At 68.2% G+C, this 15,804-nt stretch carries 16 protein-coding genes; 11 read left to right on the top strand and 5 right to left on the bottom strand.

What is annotated here, in order from left to right:
* Positions 1–2 precede the first annotated feature (2 nt).
* From tsaB to EV140_RS10630, 5 genes are all read left to right on the top strand, one after another.
* The gene (gene tsaB / locus EV140_RS10650) at positions 3–638 is read left to right on the top strand and encodes a tRNA (adenosine(37)-N6)-threonylcarbamoyltransferase complex dimerization subunit type 1 TsaB (protein ID WP_130283755.1); all 636 of its coding nucleotides are present in this window, start codon (positions 3–5) and stop codon (positions 636–638) included.
* Positions 635–1,117, top strand: coding sequence for a ribosomal protein S18-alanine N-acetyltransferase (rimI, locus tag EV140_RS10645; RefSeq protein WP_241971416.1), 483 nt, complete (start codon positions 635–637; stop codon positions 1,115–1,117). Before tsaB ends, rimI begins: the two co-directional genes overlap by 4 nt.
* On the top strand, positions 1,114–2,169 hold the full coding sequence (gene tsaD, locus EV140_RS10640) for a tRNA (adenosine(37)-N6)-threonylcarbamoyltransferase complex transferase subunit TsaD (RefSeq protein ID WP_130283753.1): 1,056 nt from the start codon (positions 1,114–1,116) through the stop codon (positions 2,167–2,169). The genes rimI and tsaD overlap by 4 nt, the downstream gene beginning before the upstream one ends.
* A gap of 93 nt (positions 2,170–2,262) precedes the next feature.
* Positions 2,263–2,688 carry a DUF4190 domain-containing protein gene (locus tag EV140_RS10635; RefSeq protein WP_130283751.1) on the top strand — a complete coding sequence of 142 codons (426 nt, stop codon included), beginning with the start codon at positions 2,263–2,265 and terminating at the stop codon, positions 2,686–2,688.
* Positions 2,689–2,694: 6 nt separating this feature from the next.
* Positions 2,695–2,934 (top strand): hypothetical protein, encoded by a 240-nt coding sequence (locus EV140_RS10630; RefSeq protein ID WP_130283749.1) that lies wholly within the window; start codon positions 2,695–2,697, stop codon positions 2,932–2,934.
* On the opposite strand, the gene EV140_RS10625 is transcribed toward EV140_RS10630, so the two are convergent.
* Positions 2,869–4,047, bottom strand: coding sequence for a class I SAM-dependent methyltransferase (locus tag EV140_RS10625; protein WP_130283747.1), 1,179 nt, complete (start codon positions 4,045–4,047; stop codon positions 2,869–2,871). The genes EV140_RS10630 and EV140_RS10625 overlap by 66 nt on opposite strands.
* A 140-nt stretch (positions 4,048–4,187) precedes the next feature.
* Between EV140_RS10625 and groES the strand changes: the two genes are divergently transcribed.
* The 4 genes from groES to EV140_RS10605 all read left to right on the top strand — a co-directional run bounded on the left by groES (position 4,188) and on the right by EV140_RS10605 (position 8,410).
* Entirely contained in the window at positions 4,188–4,484 is a 297-nt protein-coding gene (groES, locus tag EV140_RS10620; RefSeq protein ID WP_096420604.1) for a co-chaperone GroES, read from the top strand.
* A 79-nt stretch (positions 4,485–4,563) separates the two neighbouring features.
* Entirely contained in the window at positions 4,564–5,514 is a 951-nt protein-coding gene (rarD, locus tag EV140_RS10615) for an EamA family transporter RarD (protein ID WP_130283745.1), read from the top strand.
* Between the two features lie 95 nt (positions 5,515–5,609).
* Positions 5,610–6,908, top strand: a complete 1,299-nt coding sequence (locus EV140_RS10610) for an ABC transporter substrate-binding protein (RefSeq protein WP_130283743.1) — start codon at positions 5,610–5,612, stop codon at positions 6,906–6,908.
* A gap of 230 nt (positions 6,909–7,138) precedes the next feature.
* Positions 7,139–8,410, top strand: a complete 1,272-nt coding sequence (locus EV140_RS10605) for an ABC transporter substrate-binding protein (protein WP_130283741.1) — start codon at positions 7,139–7,141, stop codon at positions 8,408–8,410.
* Positions 8,411–8,677: 267 nt separating this feature from the next.
* On the opposite strand, the gene EV140_RS10600 is transcribed toward EV140_RS10605, so the two are convergent.
* Genes EV140_RS10600 through EV140_RS10585 form a run of 4 tightly spaced genes read right to left on the bottom strand, consistent with a single transcriptional unit; the run spans position 8,678 to position 12,663 of the window.
* Entirely contained in the window at positions 8,678–9,454 is a 777-nt protein-coding gene (locus EV140_RS10600; protein WP_130283739.1) for an ABC transporter ATP-binding protein, read from the bottom strand.
* The gene (locus EV140_RS10595) at positions 9,426–10,340 is read right to left on the bottom strand and encodes an ABC transporter ATP-binding protein (protein ID WP_241971415.1); all 915 of its coding nucleotides are present in this window, start codon (positions 10,338–10,340) and stop codon (positions 9,426–9,428) included. Before EV140_RS10595 ends, EV140_RS10600 begins: the two co-directional genes overlap by 29 nt.
* A 7-nt stretch (positions 10,341–10,347) precedes the next feature.
* Entirely contained in the window at positions 10,348–11,328 is a 981-nt protein-coding gene (locus tag EV140_RS10590) for a branched-chain amino acid ABC transporter permease (protein WP_130283964.1), read from the bottom strand.
* Between the two features lie 6 nt (positions 11,329–11,334).
* Positions 11,335–12,663, bottom strand: a complete 1,329-nt coding sequence (locus EV140_RS10585; RefSeq protein WP_241971414.1) for a branched-chain amino acid ABC transporter permease — start codon at positions 12,661–12,663, stop codon at positions 11,335–11,337.
* Positions 12,664–12,897: 234 nt separating this feature from the next.
* Here EV140_RS10585 and guaB point away from each other — a divergent pair, with 234 nt between their 5' ends.
* Both guaB and EV140_RS10575 read left to right on the top strand, forming a co-directional pair.
* On the top strand, positions 12,898–14,400 hold the full coding sequence (gene guaB / locus EV140_RS10580; RefSeq protein WP_130283735.1) for an IMP dehydrogenase: 1,503 nt from the start codon (positions 12,898–12,900) through the stop codon (positions 14,398–14,400).
* A gap of 234 nt (positions 14,401–14,634) precedes the next feature.
* Positions 14,635–15,591, top strand: a complete 957-nt coding sequence (locus EV140_RS10575) for a hypothetical protein (protein ID WP_130283733.1) — start codon at positions 14,635–14,637, stop codon at positions 15,589–15,591.
* Positions 15,592–15,804 lie beyond the last annotated feature (213 nt).

Below are 15,804 nucleotides of genomic sequence, written 5' to 3'. Positions count from 1 at the left end.
TCGTGCTGCTCGCCATCGACACGTCTGCCGGCACGGCCGTCGCCGCCGTGGCCGGAAATGGCCGCGTCCTTGCCGAGCGCTCGACGGCGGACACGCGTCGGCACGCGGAAGTGATCGGGCCGTTCCTCGCGGAGGTGCTTGCCGGCGCCGACGCGGAGGCGGCCGGCGGTAACGCCGATCCGCTGACCGGCGTCGTCACCGGCATCGGTCCCGGCCCGTTCACGGGCCTGCGCGTCGGCATCGCCGCCGCCCGCGCCGTGGCCATCGCTCGGGGGGTGCCGCTGCTGCCGGTGCCCAGCCACGATGCCGTCGCGCTCGACCTCATCGAGGGCGGCGTCGCGGCCGGCCGCTTCTGCGTCGTCACTGACGCCCGCCGTCGCGAAGTCGCCGTCACCGAGTACGCGGCCTCCCTGCCGGTGCCGAGCGTCGTACGCTCGGCGCGTCTCGAACCGCGGCTCGGCTTCGCGCCCGATGAGGGCGTCGTGCTCTACGAGGTGACCGAGATTCCGGCGACCGCGCTCGCGCACGTCGCGGCGGCACGGCTCGCCGCGGGCGCGACGTTCCCCGACCCGCAGCCGCTCTACCTGCGCGCCCCCGACGTGACGATGCCCACGGGGCCGAAGAGGGTGACGTCGTGACCGGTGCCCCGAGCATCCGGCTGCGCGACGCCGAGGTGAGCGACCTCGACGCGATCATGGCGCTTGAGACCGCGACCTTCCCCGGCGACGCGTGGAGCCGCTACGCCATGCTCGCCGAGCTCGCCTCGCCGCACACCCTCTACCTCGTGGTGCACTCCGATGACGAGCTCGTCGGCTACGCCGGCCTGAGCGCGCCGAGCGGCGCCGAGCAGGCCGACATTCAGACGATCGCGGTCGACGGCACCCACCGACGACTCGGTATCGGCACCCTGCTCGTCGAGCAGCTGCTCGCCGCGGCGCGCGGTCGCGGCGCCCGCGAGGTATTCCTCGAGGTGCGGGCCGACAACCCGGGCGCCCGGGCCCTGTACGAGCGGCACGGCTTCGTCGAGATCGGCGTGCGGCCCCGCTACTACCAGCCCGACGACGTGGATGCCGTGGTCATGCGGGCGAACATCGCACCGGTTGAGGGGGTCGCGTGAACACGGACAACCCGCTCGTCCTCGGAATCGAGACGAGCTGCGACGAGACCGGAGTCGGCATCGTGCGCGGCACCGAGCTGCTCGCCAACACGATCGCCAGCTCGATGGACGAGCATGCCCGCTTCGGCGGTGTCGTCCCCGAGGTTGCGGCCCGCGCACACCTCGAAGCGCTCACGCCGACGATCGAGCAGGCGCTCGAGACGGCGGGAGTCGCGCTCGCCGACGTCGACGCGATCGCCGTGACGAGCGGGCCGGGGCTCGCAGGTGCCCTGATGGTCGGTGTGGGGGCCGCCAAAGCGCTCGCCGTCGCGCTCGAGAAACCCTTCTACGCCGTCAACCACCTGGTTGGGCACGTCGGCGCCGACCTTCTGCGCGACGACGAGGGCGAGCTCGAGCTTCCCACCATCGCGCTCCTCGTCTCGGGCGGGCACACGAGCCTGCTGCACGTTCGCAGCCTCACGCATGACGTCGAACTGCTGGGCGAGACCATCGACGACGCGGCGGGCGAGGCCTTCGACAAGGTGGCGCGTCTGCTCGGCCTGCCCTACCCGGGCGGGCCGCACATCGACCGGGCGGCGGCGACGGGCGACCCCCGTGCAGTGCGCTTTCCGCGCGGCCTCACGCTGCCCAAAGACCTTGAGAAGCACCGCTACGACTTCTCGTTCTCAGGGCTCAAGACTGCCGTTGCCCGCCACGTCGAACGGATGCGCGACGACGGCCTCGACGTACCCGTCGCCGACATTGCGGCCTCCTTCCGTGAGGCGGTCGCCGACGTGCTCACCGCCAAGGCGATCGCGGCGTGCCGTGATCTCGGTGTGCCCCGCCTGCTGCTCGGTGGGGGAGTGGTGGCGAATGCCCGCGTGCGTGAGTTGGCCGCCGAGCGGGCGGAGGCCGCGGGGGTTGCCCTGCGCATCCCGCCGCTGTCGTTGTGCACCGACAACGGGGCGATGATCGCGGCCATCGCCGCACAGCGCATCATGGCCGGGCATGAGCCGTCGTCGCTCGACGTTGCCGCCGATTCGACGTTGCCCGTTACCGTCGTCCAAGCCTGAGGGTTCGCGGGGTCGCGCGCCGCCGTCACACTCGGTACGGTCGAAGAGCGGGATGCGCGCGAGCATTCCCGCCCCACGACTGAAGGAGCGACCATGGCGACCACCACGCCCCCCGCCAGCCCCGACGAACCCGTCGAGCCTGCTGCCGACGTCACGCCCGAGCCTGCTGCTGGCAACCCCTACGCACCGCCGCCCGCAGCGCCCGCAGCGGGTCCCGCTTATGGTGGTGCTCCCGCGGCCCCCAAGCAGACGCTCTCGATCGTGTCGCTCGTCACCGGCATTTCCGGTGTCGTGTTGTCGTTCTTCTTCGGTCTCGGTCTGCTGCCGGCGGTCGCGGGTGTCGTCACGGGGCACATGGCGCTGAAGCGTGAACCGCACGCTCGCGGCCTCGCACTCGGCGGTCTGATCACGAGCTACGTCGGGCTCGCCCTGTCGATTCTGATCGGCCTCCTGCTGCTGATTCCGGTGCTGTTCTTCTTCATCGGCCTCGGCGCGCTCGGAACCGCCGGCAGCTTCTAGCCCGCGATGGTCGCCGCAGCACCGGGCCTGGCGGTGTCGTTCGCAACCGTCGGGCAGTGGATCTTCCTTGGCGCGATCCTCGTCATCGTGGCGACGATCGTCGTGCGGGTGGTCTATCGCCTCGTGAAGGGTCGCTCGATCCGCGAGGTCGTGCCTCCGCCCGGCGCGTCGGGGGCGCGGTCAGACGCGGTCGACGAGCAGGGCGACCCGCTCGGCTCCGACCCGGGTGAGGATCAGCGTCGCTGACGCGTCCCCCTTCGGCTTCAGCGCCTTCCGGAACTCGGCCGGGTCGATGTCGACCCCGCGTTTCTTGATCTCGACCGTGCCGATGCCCCGCTCGGCGAGGCCGCGCGCGATTACGGCCTTCTTTAGGGGCCACGTTTCGCGCACGCGGAAGGCGGCGGCGAACGGCGTGGGCATGAGGTGATCGCTCGACAGGTAGGCGATTGTCGGATGCACGGGGCGAGCATCCAGAGACCGCGCCAGGTCTCCGATAAGCCGCGCCCGAATGACGGCCCCGTCGGGCTCGTACAGGTACTCGCCGAGGGAGCCCATCTTTTCGTCGGCGCTGTCCGCCGCCGCCGTGAGCTCGTGGGCACTGCCGTCGCCGGCGAGCACGAGGGCCGCCCGGCGGATACCATCGCGGGCGAGCGCCCCCGACCAGAGCACGACCTCGACGACGTCACCGCCGTCGCTCACCCACTGCGCTTCGTGGCCGTCGGGAATGAGGCCGCGGTCCATTGCGGGGGCGAGCTTGATGCCGGTGGGCAGTCGCCGCGACAGGTCGAGTGCGACCTCGAGTGACGGCGACCAGTCATCGGGACGGCTGAACTTGCGAGCACCCGAGCGGCGGGCCGGGTCGAGCCAGAGCGCGTCGACGTCGGCGAGGTCGATATCGGCGATGTCGGCATTCACGACGGACGCGTTCGGAAACGGCGCGAGGTTGTAGCCGGCGACGGCGGCGGTGACGGAGTCGCGCTCGACCGCCGTGACGGCGAGGTCGAGCGAGGAGAGCGCGAGGGCATCGCCGCCGACACCGCAGCCGAGATCGGCGACCCGGGTGAGACCGGCGCGCGCGAAACGGCCCGCGTGCTGGGCGGCGACCCGCAGGCGCGAGGCCTGCTCGAGCCCCGCTTCGGTGAACAGCATGCGGTCGGCGAAGGGGCCGAACTTGGCACGAGCCTTTCGGCGAAGTCGGTACTGGGTGAGCACGGCGGCGACGCGCGCGGCCGAGTGTCCCTCCTTCCGGAGAGCAGAGACGAGTGCGACGGCGTCAGCGGGGGAGTCGGACTCGGGAAGCGTGTCGAGCAGGCGCAGCGCCTCCGAGGTGAATAGCTCGCGCAAGTCGGCCGCATCCATACGAGCGATCCTGCCAGTTCGCCGCCGGCTGGCACTCGGATTGCATGAGTGCTAACGCCTTCGATACAGTTATCTCTGGCACTCGACCATCGAGTGTGCCAATTACTTCCCTCATCGTCGTAAGAAAGAAGAGGTCAACCGTGTCGGTCTCCATCAAGCCGCTCGAAGATCGCATCGTCATCCAGCAGGTCGAGGCAGAGCAGACCACCGCGTCGGGTCTCGTGATCCCCGACACTGCGAAGGAAAAGCCCCAGGAGGGCGAGGTCGTCGCCGTCGGTCCCGGCCGCATTGACGACAACGGCAACCGCGTCCCGCTCGACGTCGCCGTCGGCGACCGCGTGCTGTACTCGAAGTACGGCGGCACCGAGGTCAAGTACGGCGGCGAGGAGTTCCTCGTGCTGTCGGCTCGCGACGTGCTGGCGGTCGTCGTCCGCTAAGCGCACCCCGCGCATCCACGAATCAGGCCCCCGACCCTCGCGGTCGGGGGCCTTTCGTTTCCTCGCCTAGAGTGACGATGTGAGCGACCAGCGCGAGAAGAGCCGGGGGTTTGCTTTCGCCGTCGGTGCGTACGGGCTCTGGGGCCTTCTGCCGGTCTACTTCATCGCGCTGCAACCCTCCGGGGCGATCGAGATTGTGGCCTGGCGAATCCTGCTCGCGCTTGTCTTCTGTCTGATCCTGCTGACCGCGACACGCACCCTGGCCCTGCTTGCCGGGATCGTCCGTGATCGTCGCCTGCTCGGGCTGAGCGCCGTGACCGCGGTCCTGATCGGCGTCAACTGGCACGTGTACCTGTACGGGTCCCTCAACGGGTTCATCGTCGAGGCGGCCCTCGGCTACTTCATCAACCCGCTCGTGTCGATCGCGCTCGGCGTCATCTTCCTCCGTGAGCGCCTGCGGCCCGTGCAGTGGGTCGCGGTCAGCATCAGCGTCGTCGCCGTCATCGTCTTGACCGTCGGCTACGGCCGGCTGCCCTGGATCGCGCTGGTGCTCGCCTTCTCGTTCGGCTTCTACGGCTTCGTCAAAAACCGCATGGGCAGGCAGGTCACGGCGGTCGCGGGCCTCACCCTCGAGTCGGCGTGGCTCGTGCCCCTCGCGGTCGCCGAACTTATCGTCGTCGCCCTGTTCTTCGACGGGCTCACGATGGGGCGTGAGGGTCTCGGCCACGGCGTGCTGTTGGGACTCGCGGGAGTGGTGACCGCGGTGCCCCTCCTCTTGTTCGCGGCCGCCGCCAGACGCCTGCCGCTGACGGTTCTGGGGTTCTTCCAGTACTTCGCGCCGATCCTGCAGTTCCTGTTCGGCGTGTTCGTCATGCTCGAACCGATGCCGCTCGAGCGCTGGGTCGGCTTCGCTCTCGTCTGGGTCGCCCTCATGGTGCTGACCGCCGACGCCGTCCGCCAGCGGCGGCGGGCCCTGCGCGGCGCGGCCGCCGACCCCGCGCCGTTGACGGGCCCGGTGCAAACGGTGTGAACGATGTACGAAGCGTGACGCCCGCACGGCTCGCCCCGATGACGCCCGCGGGCGGGTAGTCTTCCGGCGCTAGAGACTTTCCGGGAAGGACCCTGATGCGCTGCACCGCTGACGTTCGCCGCTCGCACCCCCACCGCGCTGCGCGACTCGCGCTGCCCGCCGCGCTCGCGGCGGCCGCCCTCGTGCTAACCGGGTGCACGACCGACGAGCCCATGCCGGTGCCGACCGAGCCCGCCCCGTCGCCGACCCCCTTCCGCGAGGTCGCGCCGAGCGGCGACGGCCGCCTGGTGATCGGCACGTTGCTGCCGACCGACGGCGACACCGCGGGCCTCGCGGCCGCGCAGATCGCCGCCGTCGAGGTCGCCGTGCGTGAACTCAACGACAACGGCGGCGTGCTCGACGAGCCCGTGACCGTCTTCCACCGCAACTCGGGCGGCGAGCCGGGCGACCAGCTCGAGGCGGCCTTCGCCGACCTCGTCGAGCGCGGCGTCGACGTCGTTATTGGTCCGTTCGGCGACGCCCTCGTCGAGCAGGCGCTGCCGCTCGCCGCCGAGGCCGGCGTCGCCCTCATCTCGACGGGTGCGACGGGCGAGCTCGCGGGTGCCGACGAGGGGTTCTTCGCCCGCGTCGTTGCCACCGACTACCTGCAAGGCCTCACGATCGGCCAGGCCGTCGTGGCCGACGGGGCGTCGAGCATTGCCGTCATCGCATCCGATGACGCTTACGGGGAGGCGATCGCCGACGGCGTGGCGGACGCCGCCGCAGCGAGCGACGCCGCCTCGTCCACCGTCGTCACCGTCACGGCATCGGATACCAGCGCGGCCAGCACCGTCGCCGACGCTGACGCCGTCATCGTCGCGACGAGCGTCGCGCTCGCCGACGTCACCGCCGGGATGCTCGCAGACCTCCTCGACGCCGGCCTCAGCCCGGCGAGCCTCTGGCTCGCCTCCGCGGCCGCGGCCGACTACTCGGGGTCGCTCGACGCGGGCGCGCTCGAGGGCGCGCGAGGCGCGCTCCTCGGCGCCGACGCCGACGACGAGTTCGTCGAACGCCTGCGCTTCGCCGACCCGTTCCTCGGCGGGTTCCGCTGGGCTCCGGAGGCCTACGATGCCGTACTGTTGGCCGCCCTCGCGGCGACCGTGATCGGCGACGACGGGGGAGCATCCATCATCGCCGGCCTCCCGCAGGTGGCGCGTGAGGGGGCGCCGTGCACCAGCTACGGCGAGTGCCTGCAATTCCTCATCGACGAGCCCGACGCGGGGCTCAACTACGAAGGGCTCTCGGGCCCGCTCGGGATGCGCGTCGACGGTGATCTCGACGAGGCGGCCTTCGGCCTGGCCGTGTACACCGATGAGAATCGACCGGTGCGCGACGGGAACCTCCTCACGAACTGATCACGCGCATCCGGAACCGCTCAACCGCGAAGGGATGCACATGCGGAATTCGTCGCGTGAACCGGGCGTTCCGCGCGGAAACCGTGCGTGCATCCCGCGTTACGTAACGTTTCTGGCCGTTACAGGGATGTAACCCGTACGTATTGTGTGACGTCGATTCGCCCCGTACGTTGAGGACACGGCAATGAATCCATTGCTGTGTCCTGAACACACGAAACCCAAGGAGCACCATGGGCGTATTCATCACGGCCTCCCGCTCGCGGTTCCGCACTGCCCTCGGAGGCGCCGGCCTCCTCGCCGTCAGCGCGCTTGTGCTGGCTGGTTGCGCGGCAGAGTCGGAAGCACCCGAGCCAGCTGACAACTCGACCCCCACCACCCCGGGTGAAGACCTGACCCTGCGCGTCGGAACGGTCCTGCCGCAGTCGGGCGCTCTCGCCTTCCTCGGCCCGCCCGAAGAAGCCGGCGTTGCTCTCGCCGTCCAGGAAGTCAACGCGGCGAACGCGGGCATCACCGTCGAGGCGATCTTCCGTGACTCGGGTGACACCACCACCGACATCGCGACCGTGTCGGTCACCGACCTGCTCTCGCAGGACGTGTCGGCCATCATTGGCGCGGCGTCGTCCGCCGTGTCGCTGACCATCATCGACCAGATCACCGGTGCTGGCGTGATTCAGTTCTCGCCCGCGAACACCTCGCCGGCGTTCACTGACTACAACGACAACGGCCTCTACTGGCGTACCGCCCCCAGCGACCTGCTGCAGGGTGAGGTGCTCGGTACTGAAATTGCGGCCGATGGAGCGCAGTCACTTGGCATGCTCGTGCTCAACGATGCATACGGCACAGGCCTCGCAGCCGCATTGCGAGACACGTTCGAGGCCGCCGGTGGAACCGTCGTCTCGGAGGAACTCTTCAACGAGGGTGACGCCAGCGTCGACGCTCAGGTCTCGGCGCTGTCGGCCGCGGCTCCTGAGGCCGTTGCGGTCATCACCTTCGACCAGGCGACCTTCGCCCTGCCGGCCCTCGTCAACGCGGGCTTCTCGGGCGAGCAGCTCTACCTGGTCGACGGTAACCTCGCCGACTACTCTGGCCAGTTCGAAGACGGTCTGATCGAGGGCGCCAAGGGCACGCTGCCCGGCCTCGACATTGAGACCCTCGGCGACTTCCAGGACCGCCTGCTCGAGGTTGACCCGGCCCTCACCGAGTTCAGCTACGCCGCTGAGTCGTACGACGCCGTCGTGCTGCTGGCGCTCGCTGCCCTCGCCGCGGGCTCGACCGACGCGAGCGCGATGGCCGGCGAACTGCAGGCTGTTTCGGGTGGCTCGGGTGACGGCGAGAAGTGCTTCTCGTTCGCCGAGTGTGCTGAGATCCTCGCCGGTGGCGGAGCGATCGACTACGACGGCCCCTCCGGCCCGATCACCTTCGATGAGAACGGTGACCCGACTGAGGCGACCATCGGCATTTACCAGTACAACGCCGACAACACCTACAGCCGCATCAACTAAGTGACTCGTCACTCGGTCTGATCGACTGAACGAGGGCCCCGGGAGTTCGCTCCCGGGGCCCCTTTCCTTTCCCGCTTCTCGGGACCGGTCGTGAGGCACGCGTGGGCATGCCGCCCGGCCTACCTCGCCGCCGGCCGCCCAGCCGGCCGGGTGGACCCATGCGCGTGCCCGCCCGCGCCCTCGCTCCACCGCCCGCAATGCATGCCGAGCGGTGCCCCGCACGGTGGGGCCCGCCCCGTCTGCGGCTCTGTGCGGCCTTCTGCGGCGCTATTCCTGCCCGAGGGTGCCGAGGTACAGCCCGATGACCTTCGGGTCGTTGAGTAGCTCACGGCCGGTGCCCTCGTACGCGTCCTTGCCCTGGTCCAGCACGTAGCCGCGGTCGCAGATCTGCAAGCAGCGGCGCGCGTTCTGCTCGACCATGATGGTTGTCACGCCGGCCTTATTGATCTCCTTCACGCGCAGGAACGCCTCATCTTGACGCACCGGCGAGAGGCCCGCGCTCGGCTCGTCGAGCAGGATCACCTCGGGGCTCATCATGAGCGCGCGGCTCATGGCGACCATCTGTCGCTCGCCGCCCGAGAGCGATCCGGCCCGCTGCTGCAGACGCTTGCCGAGCTCAGGGAAGATGTTGACCACGAATTCGAGCCGGTGCGAGAAGTCCTTCGGGCGCAAGAAAATACCCATTTGAAGGTTCTCTTCGATCGTCAGCGTCGGAAAGACGTTGTTCGTCTGTGGCACGAAGCCGACACCCTTTGCCACGAGCTTGTTCGACTTGAGGTTCGTGATGTCGTCGCCGTAGAGCGAGATCGACCCCGAGCGCACCTTCACGAGACCGAAGATCGACTTCAAGAGCGTCGACTTGCCGGCGCCGTTCGGCCCGATGATGCCGATCAACTCGCCGTCGCGTGCGGTCAGAGAGCAGTCGGTGAGGATGTTGATACCGGGAAGGTAGCCCGCTGTGATGTTGTCGACGTGGACGACGACCTTGCGGTCGTCGACGACCGCGCCGCCGGCCTCAGTGCTTGATTTCGTCGGCGTCGTCATCCGCCAGCTCCTTCACTGCTTCGGTGATGCTCGGGTCGAGCTCGCCCAGGTCTTCGTCGTGGTGCGAGCCGAGGTAGGCGTCGATCACGGCGGGGTTCTTCATAACTTCGTGTGGGTCACCCTCCGCCACGACCTTGCCCTCGGCCATGACCACAACCCAGTCGGCGATGTGGCGCACCATGTGCATGTCGTGCTCGACGAAGAGCACGGTCATGCCCTCGGTCTTGAGGTTCAAGATGTGGTCGAGCAGCGACTGCGTCAGCGCAGGGTTCACCCCGGCCATGGGCTCGTCGAGCATGACCAGCGTGGGCTCGCTCATCAGGGCGCGGGCCATCTCGAGCAGCTTGCGCTGTCCGCCCGAGAGACTCGCGGCGTAGTCGTCCTTCTTGGCATCCAGCTTGAAGCGGGCGAGCAGGTCGAGCGCGCGCGCTTCGATTTCCTCCTCTTCCTTGCGCCAGAACCACGGGAAGATCGCTTTCGTCAGGCTCTCGCCGCTCTGACCCTTCGCGCCCAACTTCATGTTGTCGAGAACGGTGAGCAGGCCGAGGGCCTTCGTGAGCTGGAAGGTTCGCACCTGACCGCGACGGGCCACCTTGAAGGCGGGCACCCCGGCGATGCTGTTGCCGTCGAAGGTCCACTCACCCGTGTCGGGTTTGTCGAAGCCGGTCAGCAGGTTGAACAGCGTCGTCTTGCCCGCACCGTTTGGCCCGATCAGCGCCGTGATCGCGCCGCGCGGGATCTCCAGGTGCTCAACGTCAACGGCGGTGAGGCCGCCGAACGAGCGCTTGATGTGGTCGGCGACGATGATCGGATCGACTTTCTTCACCCCGGGAGCGGGTTCGCCGATGTGCAGGCCGGAGGTTTTGGTGGGCGTGCTCGAGGGCACGGCGTCGTTACTTGACAAAGGCCAGCTCCTTTTTGTTTCCGAACATGCCCTGTGGCCTGAATATCACCAAGAGCATGATCACGATGCCGACGAGGATGAACTGCAACTGGCCGGCCTGAACCGTTGACATGAAGGGCAGCCAGCCGACCTCGACTGCGCGGGCAACGAACCCGGAGAAGAAGCTCAGCGCCACCCAGAACACGATCGCGCCGACGATCGGGCCGAGCACCGTGGCGGCGCCCCCGAGCAGCAGAATTGCGTAGATGAAGAACGTCAGCGTGGGCTGGAAGTTCGACGGAACAATCGCGCGGGGGAGGACGAACACCATGCCGGCGAGCGACCCGAAGACGCCACCGAGAACGAGAGCCTGCATCTTGTAGAAGTAAACGTTCTTGCCAAGGGCGCGTACGGCATCCTCGTCTTCTCGGATTCCCTTGATGACGCGGCCCCAGGGCGACTTCATCAGGCGCCACGTGATGAGAGCGGCAATGATCACGAGGCCCCACCCGAAGATGCGAACCCACCAGTCGTATTCGTTGTAGGTGAAGGGGCCAAAGCCGTAGCGTCCGGGCGGGATCGGGTTCACCTCTTCGAAGCTGCCCTTGTACCCCTGCAGGCCGTTGGCCGAGCCCGTGTACTGAACGAAAGTGTTTGTCGTGAAGAACAATCGCGCGATCTCGGCCGCCGCAATCGTCACGATTGCCAGGTAGTCAGCGCGCAGTCGCAGCGTGGGCACACCCAAGATCAAGGCGAAGATGATCGACACGCCCACACCCACGAGCAGGGCCGCCCACCAGGGGAAACCAAACGTGAGCGTCGAGATGCCGTAGCCATAGGCGCCAAGGGCCATGAAGCCCGCCTGCCCGAAGTTCAGCAGGCCGGTGTATCCGAAGTGGATGGCGAGGCCGAGAGCGGCGAGCGCGTACGCCGCCGTGACGGGGCTCAGGATCTGCTGAGCGGAGTTACCGAGAAGTTGAATCCAGTCGATCATGTCTTAGCCGATCCGTTCCTTGCGGCCCAGGATTCCCTGAGGTCGCACCAGTAGCACGACGATCAAGACCACCAAGGCACCGACGTACTTCATGTCTGCAGCGATCACGAGGGTCGACATCTCGACGAACAGGCCGACGATGATCGACCCGATGAGGGCACCAAACGCGGTACCGAGTCCGCCGAGCACGACCGCGGCGAAGGTGAGGAGCAGGATCTGGAAGCCCATGTCCCAGCTCACACCCGGTCGGAAGTAGGCCCAGAGGATGCCACCGAGGCCTGCGAGGCCACCGGCCATGACCCAGACAATGCGGATCACACGGTCGACGTCGATGCCGGATGCGGCGGCCAGAGCCGGATTGTCGCTGACGGCGCGCGTCGCCTTTCCGAGGCGCGTGCGCAGGAGGAAGAACGCGACGGCCAGCAGAACGATGATTGCAATGGCCATGGACGCAATGTCGATCACACTCAAGCCGTAGAAGCCAGTATTGAGCGCCGTCGTCGTTGCGTAGGGCAACTGCCGCGTCTCGCCGCCGATGAAGAACTGGTACAGGTAGCGACCAGCCAACGACAGGCCGATCGAGACGATCATCATGGGGATCAGTCCGACTCCGCGGCGCCGCAGCGGCTTCCATAGCGCTGCGTCGTTCGCCCACCCCATGGCCATGCTGAGCAGCAGTGCGATCAGGATCGCGAGCGGCAGCGGCAGCTCGAGGAACACCGAAAGAACCAGCAGCATGATCGCGCCGAACGCGACCAACTCGGCATGCGCGAAATTGCTGAGGCCGGTTGTACCGAACACCAGCGAGAGACCGATCGCGACCAGTGCCAGCAGCAGGCCGAAGTTGAGGCCGAGGAAGAGGCGGTCGAGAATCTGGCCACCCACGTTCGTCGTGGCCCGCTCGCCTTCGCCGATGAAGAAGTTCGCGACGACGCTGCCACTCGGGCCGACGGTCGCCTCGCGCGAATTGGGTGTCTCATCTTCGCCCGTCTCGTCGACGACCGCGATGCCCTCGGGCAGGGTCGACTCGTCGAGGGTGACGACGTAGGTGTCGCGCTCGGGAACGCCGATGGCCCAGCGGCCTTCGGCGTTCGTGATCGCCTCGGCCGACTGGCCGGGGCCCTCGACGGTGATGCGAATGCCCTCGAGGGGGTCGCCGTCGAGGCGGACGATGCCGCTCACTCGGTAGTCGTTCTCGTCGATCCCCACTTGCGATGCGGCGTGAGCCGGCGCGGCTGACATGAGCGCCACCGCGCTGAACAGCAGCGCCAGCAGGGTCGCGACGAGCCGAGGCCAGCGCCTGCTCGTCGGTGTGGTTGCAGCGTGTGCCACGAAACCTCCAGGTCGTTTCGGGTCGAGGCGCGCAGCCCCGCGGGCCAGGCGGCCCGGTCCGTCAGCATTGACGATAGGACCCGCACGTTGCCGCCGTGTTTCGCGACGAAATGCGAATCCGCGTAGTCATTATGGGCACGGAATACGTTCCGCCCCAACCCGCTTAAGATGGAACACCGGATTCCAGCGTCGCATCCGGCTCCGTTCCCGCGTTTACAGAGGAGTCAGTGACTCATGGAACAGCCCGACCCGTTCGGTTTTGTCGGCCTCACCTACGACGACGTCATGCTGCTGCCCGCGCACACCGACGTGATTCCTTCGGAGGCCGAGACGGCGTCGCGACTGACGAAGCGCATCCGCGTATTTGCGCCCCTGTTGTCGTCGGCGATGGACACGGTCACGGAGGCGCGCATGGCGATCGCCATGGCCCGTCAGGGGGGCATCGGCGTGCTGCACCGCAACCTCTCGATCGACGAGCAGGCCGAGCAGGTCGACAAGGTCAAGCGCAGCGAATCGGGCATGATTACCAATCCGGTAACGACGACCCCGGAGGCGACGGTCGCCGAGGTTGACGAACTCTGCGGGCGCTTCCGCGTCTCGGGTCTGCCGGTCGTGGAGGGTGACGGAAAGCTCGTCGGCATCATCACCAACCGCGACATGCGCTTCGTGTCGCCCTTCGAGGCGGCGACCACGCTTGTGCGTGATGTGATGACGCCGACGCCGCTCATCACCGGTCCGGTCGGCATCAGCCAGAACGAGGTTGTGGCGCTGTTCGCGCAGCACAAGATCGAGAAGCTGCCGCTCGTCGACGACGCGGGGCGACTCACGGGCCTCATCACCGTCAAAGACTTCGACAAGAGTGAGCAGTACCCGAACGCGACCAAAGACGAGGAGGGTCGACTGCGCGTTGCCGCGGCGATCGGCTTCTTCGGCGACGCGTGGGACCGCGCCGGCCAACTGCGCGACGCCGGCATCGACGTGCTCGTCGTCGACACCGCCAACGGCGACAGCCGCGGCGTGCTTGAGATCATCGCGCGCCTGAAGTCCGACCCGGCCTTCGCGCATATCGACGTGATCGGCGGAAACGTCGCCACGCGCTCGGGGGCGCAAGCCCTCGTGGATGCTGGTGCTGACGCCGTCAAGGTCGGCGTCGGCCCCGGCTCCATCTGCACGACCCGCGTCGTGGCGGGCGTGGGTGTGCCGCAGGTGACGGCCGTCTACGAGGCCTCGCTCGCGGCCCGCACGGCGGGCGTTCCCGTGATCGCCGACGGCGGCCTCCAGTACTCGGGAGACATCGCGAAGGCCATCGTGGCCGGTGCGGACACCGTCATGCTCGGCTCGTTGCTCGCCGGAACCGATGAGAGCCCTGGCGACCTGATCTTCGTCAACGGCAAGCAGTTCAAGTCGTACCGCGGTATGGGGTCGCTCGGCGCGCTGCAGACGCGTGGCACGAAGACGTCGTACTCGCGTGACCGGTACTTCCAGGCCGACGTGCCGAGCGACGAGCAGATCATCGCCGAGGGCATTGAGGGTCAGGTGCCGTACCGCGGCCCCGTCGGCTCGGTGGTGTACCAGCTGCTTGGTGGCCTCCGCCAGTCGATGTTCTACACCGGAGCGCGCACGATCGACGAGCTGAAGGTGCGGGGCAAGTTCGTGCGCATCACGGCTGCCGGCTTGAAGGAGTCGCACCCGCACGACATCCAGATGGTGGTCGAGGCCCCCAACTACCGCCGGTAGCGCCCGCGCCCCGCGCCGCGCGTTCGGCGCCGCACCGCCGCCCCCGCGCGCGGGTCGCGAGTCAATACCGCGAGTTCGGTGCAAACCCGCGCATTCGAACGCGCGGGTTTGCACCGAACAGCGGGTGACACGGGGAGGAGTCCTGACTCCTCCCCGTGTCGGTGTAGCCACGCTGGTTCTGCAGGTCACGCGCACCCCGCACTCCGCCGGTGGGGCGCGCGCACAATGCCGCCCATGGTCACCCCCCTCGACGACTTACCCATTGGGCCAGATGGCTTCGTGCTCGCCCGGGATGTCTCGCGCTTGCACGGCGAGCGTTCAACCCTTGCGCGCGCAGTTGCGCGCGGTGACCTCGTTCGTGTCGAGCGTGGTGCCTACATCGCGAGTTCGGTCTGGGCTGAAGCGCGACCCTGGGAGCGCTATCGGCTCAGGTGCCTCGCGGTTGCTCGAGCTCGTCCGGATGCAGTTCTCTGCCATGCGGCCGCCGCCGCCATCTGGGGAATCCCTCTTCTTCGCAGTGCGAGACGCGTCGACGTGCTCGCAGGCGCGCCGGAGGCCGGGCGAGTGTCGGGCAGCCTCCACTATCGCGGCACGAGGGCCCCGGAGGCCCATATCGTCAGCGTCGACGGTGTGCTGGTCACAGATCTCGCCCGCACTCTCGTCGAGCTCACGAGCCGCACAACCTTTGCGGAGGGCGTTGTCGCCATGGACTGGGCGTCTGGCCCCGGTCGCGAGGGTCACAGCCCGCGGGTGCCCGCGCCGCTGATTCACGAGCGCGCGGCCGAACTGGAGCTTGTCCGCGGCGCTCGCCGGCTCGCGCATGTGCTGAGCTTCGCCGATGGCCGAGCCGCGTCCGCGGGGGAGTCGCTCAGTCGGGTCCGCATGTTCGAACTCGGCTTCGTGATCCCTGAGCTGCAGTACGAGTTTCGCCTCGATACCGGTCGACGCGCGGTGACGGACTTTCGGTGGTCGCGTCAGCGCATCGTGGGCGAGTACGACGGCATCGCCAAATACCGCGCAGCGGAGTTTCGTCGGGGTCGAACGCCAGAGCAGGTCGTGGTGGAAGAGAAGCTCCGGGAGGATGCACTTCGGCGTGAGGGGGAGGGAGTCGCGCGCTGGATCTGGGATGATCTATGGACTCCACAGCGCTTCGCGTCACTTCTCGCTGAGCACGGGGTGCCGCGGGCGTAGGTCTCTCGGGCACACGGTCCCTCCGGTGCAACACTGCACGTTCGAACGTGCAGTACCGCACCAAACGCGCGGGGTCGCGGCGCAGGACCGTGGGCAGGGCGGAAGCGAGCGTGGGGAAGGGCGGCAGCGGCCGCGGGGCGGGGCGGCAGTGAGCGCAGTGCGGTGCGGCGGGGGCTGGCGCGAGGGCTCGATGCCGCGTGCACCCCGCCCCCC

The organism is Microcella alkaliphila (genome assembly GCF_004216855.1).
GTDB lineage: Bacteria > Actinomycetota > Actinomycetes > Actinomycetales > Microbacteriaceae > Microcella > Microcella alkaliphila.
Note: the sequence above shows the minus strand (reverse complement) of the source record. Positions and strands in the feature narration are given on the sequence as shown.

Excerpts from the sequence above, each read along its gene's own strand:
- EV140_RS10635 (WP_130283751.1), top strand. The coding sequence starts at position 2,263 with ATGGCGACCACCACGCCCCCCGCCAGCCCCGACGAACCCGTCGAGCCT.
- EV140_RS10630 (WP_130283749.1), top strand. The coding sequence starts at position 2,695 with ATGGTCGCCGCAGCACCGGGCCTGGCGGTGTCGTTCGCAACCGTCGGG.
- EV140_RS10625 (WP_130283747.1), bottom strand. The coding sequence starts at position 4,047 with ATGGATGCGGCCGACTTGCGCGAGCTATTCACCTCGGAGGCGCTGCGC.
- EV140_RS10610 (WP_130283743.1), top strand. The coding sequence starts at position 5,610 with ATGCGCTGCACCGCTGACGTTCGCCGCTCGCACCCCCACCGCGCTGCG.
- EV140_RS10605 (WP_130283741.1), top strand. The coding sequence starts at position 7,139 with ATGGGCGTATTCATCACGGCCTCCCGCTCGCGGTTCCGCACTGCCCTC.
- EV140_RS10600 (WP_130283739.1), bottom strand. The coding sequence starts at position 9,454 with ATGACGACGCCGACGAAATCAAGCACTGAGGCCGGCGGCGCGGTCGTC.
- guaB (WP_130283735.1), top strand. The coding sequence starts at position 12,898 with ATGGAACAGCCCGACCCGTTCGGTTTTGTCGGCCTCACCTACGACGAC.
- EV140_RS10575 (WP_130283733.1), top strand. The coding sequence starts at position 14,635 with ATGGTCACCCCCCTCGACGACTTACCCATTGGGCCAGATGGCTTCGTG.